This is a genomic window from Mesorhizobium sp. M7A.F.Ca.CA.002.04.1.1 (assembly GCF_004022805.1).
GTDB classification, from domain to species: domain Bacteria; phylum Pseudomonadota; class Alphaproteobacteria; order Rhizobiales; family Rhizobiaceae; genus Mesorhizobium; species Mesorhizobium ciceri.
Genome location: NZ_RZPL01000761.1, coordinates 1 through 2,598, shown reverse-complemented (window position 1 = coordinate 2,598; position 2,598 = coordinate 1). Strand labels below are relative to the sequence as shown.

General features: G+C 65.2%; 4 protein-coding genes. 3 read left to right on the top strand and 1 reads right to left on the bottom strand.

Annotated elements, in window-relative coordinates; all coding sequences use genetic code 11:
- Positions 1-543, top strand: a 543-nt coding sequence (locus ENZ75_RS28035) for an FAD-dependent monooxygenase (RefSeq protein WP_206617116.1), incomplete at its 5' end; no start/stop codon positions are given.
- A 23-nt stretch (positions 544-566) separates the two neighbouring features.
- Here ENZ75_RS28035 and ENZ75_RS28030 read toward each other — a convergent pair.
- Positions 567-1,460 carry a LysR family transcriptional regulator gene (locus ENZ75_RS28030; RefSeq protein ID WP_063168616.1) on the bottom strand — a complete coding sequence of 298 codons (894 nt, stop codon included), beginning with the start codon at positions 1,458-1,460 and terminating at the stop codon, positions 567-569.
- A gap of 103 nt (positions 1,461-1,563) precedes the next feature.
- Here ENZ75_RS28030 and ENZ75_RS28025 point away from each other — a divergent pair, with 103 nt between their 5' ends.
- Positions 1,564-2,301: an SDR family oxidoreductase gene (locus ENZ75_RS28025; protein ID WP_024501705.1), complete on the top strand. Its 738-nt coding sequence runs from the start codon at positions 1,564-1,566 to the stop codon at positions 2,299-2,301.
- Between the two features lie 69 nt (positions 2,302-2,370).
- Positions 2,371-2,583: a 4-oxalocrotonate tautomerase family protein gene (locus ENZ75_RS28020; protein WP_013530653.1), complete on the top strand. Its 213-nt coding sequence runs from the start codon at positions 2,371-2,373 to the stop codon at positions 2,581-2,583.
- The last annotated feature ends 15 nt before the right edge of the window (positions 2,584-2,598 follow it).

Below are 2,598 nucleotides of genomic sequence, written 5' to 3'. Positions count from 1 at the left end.
GTGATGGCCAATACCGGCGATAGCGGCACATCACCGCTGCGTCCCGGCGACTGGAGCCGCCCGGGCGTGATCGACGATGTGCTGCCCTTCGTGCGTGACCGGTTTCAGCTTGATTTTGTCGACCCCGCCTCGATCATCCAGGCAACGGATGGCTTCTACGAATATCCGAACTGCGACCGCGACCCGCTGCCACGATGGTCGTTCGGGCGGGTGACGCTGCTCGGCGATGCGGCGCATCCCATGTACCCGGTGGGGTCGAACGGAGCCAGCCAGGCAATACTCGACGCTGGTTGCCTTGCGATGCATCTGGCCGCAGGACCGACCGTCGAAGCCGCGCTAACACGGTATGACGGGGAGCGGCGGCCGGCCACATCGGCCATCGTGCTGGCCAATCGGCAAGGCGGGCCGGAAGCGGTCATAGACATGGTCGAGGCCCGGGCGCCGCATGGGTTTGATGACATCGACGCCGTCGCTTCGCGCGAAGAACGCAAGAGCGTGGTACGCGGCTATGCGTCCCTGGCCGGGTTTGCAAAACCGAGTTGATCGCGAGTGGCGCGTTTTGCAGCCTACAGGTTTGCCTCGGCGAAGATGCGTGAGGCCCAGTCGAGGAAGACGCGAAGGCGCGGCGAGAGCTGTCTGTTCTGCGGGTAGAGCGCCGACAGCGGCGTCGGCGATGGCGGATAATCGGCCAGCACTTCGACCAGCGTCCCTTCGGCCAGGTCTTTGTCGAAGCGATAGCGCGGCGCCTGGATGAGGCCGAGGCCAAGCCGCGCCAGGTCGGCGGCGGTATCGGAATTGTTGGCGGCGACGCGGCCGGGCAGCCGCACCTCACGGATATTGCCGGCGACAGTGAATTCGAACGGAAGGGTCTCTCCGGTGCGCGACGAGACAAAGCCCACCGCCTGGTGACCGTCGAGCGCATCGGGGGAGGCGGGCGTGCCGTGGCGCTCGAGATAGGCGGGGCTGGCGCAGGTGATCTCGCGGATCATCGCGAGCCGCCGCATGATCATGCCGCTGTCGGGCGGCTCGCCGACGCGGATCACGCAGTCCACGCCTTCACGCACGAGATCGACCAGCCGGTCGCTCTGGCCGATCTGCAGGTCGATGCGGGGATAGCGGTCGAGAAACTCCGGCAGGCGCGGCAACAGGAATGTGCGGGTGAGCAGCGTGCTGGCGTCGATGCGCAGCAGGCCGAAAGGCTCGGCGTTGCGGAAGGCGGCCTCGGCATCCTCGATCTCGGCCAGGATCGACAGGCAGCGCCGATAGTAGGCTTCACCATCCTGGGTGGCGTTCACCTGCCGCGTCGTTCGTTCCAGCAGCCGCGCGCCGAGATGCTCCTCCAGCCGCCGGATGGCTTCCGTCGCGGTTGAGCGCGGCAGGCCGAGATCGGCCGCCGCAGCGGTGAAGCTGCGCCGCTCCAGAACGCGAACAAAGAGCCGCATCGTGTCCAGCCGATCCATGCTCTTTGTTCGCAGTTTCCGAATAGTGATGTCAATGGGTGGATGATTATCCGGAATTCGGCTTGGCCTATATCCGTGTCACCAACAACGCGGAGAGACTTCGATGACAAATCAAACCAGAACCGCGATCGTGACCGGCGCCTCCAAAGGCATCGGCGCCGCCATCGCACAGCGGCTCGCCCGTGACGGCGTCGCCGTTGTCGTCAACTATGCACGGGGCCGTGCGGAGGCCGAAGAACTGGTCCGCGCGATCGAGACCGGCGGCGGCAGGGCGATCGCCGTGCAGGCCGATATCGCCAATCCGAACGGCATCGCCGTGCTGTTCGACGCCGGCGAGAAGGCGTTCGGCGGCATCGACATCCTCGTCAACAATGCCGGCATCATGAAGATTTCGCCGATCGCGCAGACCGACGATGCTTCGTTCGACACCCAGATCGCGATCAATCTCGGCGGCGTGTTTCGCGGCATGCGGGAAGGTGCGCGCCGGCTTCGCGACGGCGGCCGCATGATCAATTTTTCCAGCAGCGTCGTCGGTCTCTATCAGTCGGGCTACGGCGTTTACGCCGCCACAAAGGCGGGTGTCGAGGCGATGACCCACATCCTGGCCAAGGAGCTTGGCGCGCGCCGTGTCACCGTCAACGCGGTGGCGCCCGGACCGATCGAGACCGCGCTGTTCACGGACGGCAAGAGCGAGGCGCAGATCGAGGCCATCGGCAAGATGATCCCGCTCGGCCGGCTCGGCCAGCCCGACGACATTGCCGGGCTGGTCTCGTTCCTGGCCGGTCCGGACAGCTTCTGGGTCAACGGGCAAATCATCCGCGCCAATGGCGGCGTGGTCTGAGGCGGCAACCAGGCCGGCTTGGCTCTCCTGACTGCCTGACTTCCACACTCGAAAAGCTAAGGAAACATCATGCCATTCGCCAACATCAAGCTACCGCAAGCGGCCCTCTCCAAAGCGCAGAAGGAAGACCTCATCCATCGAACGACCGCGATGTTCGTGGACTTTTTCGGTGAGGGCGTGCGCCCCTACACGATGGTGCTGGTCGAGGAGGTCGCCGACGGAGGCTATGGCCGGGCCGACGAAGTGTTCGTCGTGCCGGAAGTTTTTCGCGCGAAGGAGTAGTGCAGGGCTAGACCA

Bases quoted from the DNA above. Each gene is read 5' to 3' on its own strand.
- ENZ75_RS28030 (WP_063168616.1), bottom strand. From the start codon at position 1,460: ATGGATCGGCTGGACACGATGCGGCTCTTTGTTCGCGTTCTGGAGCGG.
- ENZ75_RS28020 (WP_013530653.1), top strand. From the start codon at position 2,371: ATGCCATTCGCCAACATCAAGCTACCGCAAGCGGCCCTCTCCAAAGCG.
- ENZ75_RS28025 (WP_024501705.1), top strand. From the start codon at position 1,564: ATGACAAATCAAACCAGAACCGCGATCGTGACCGGCGCCTCCAAAGGC.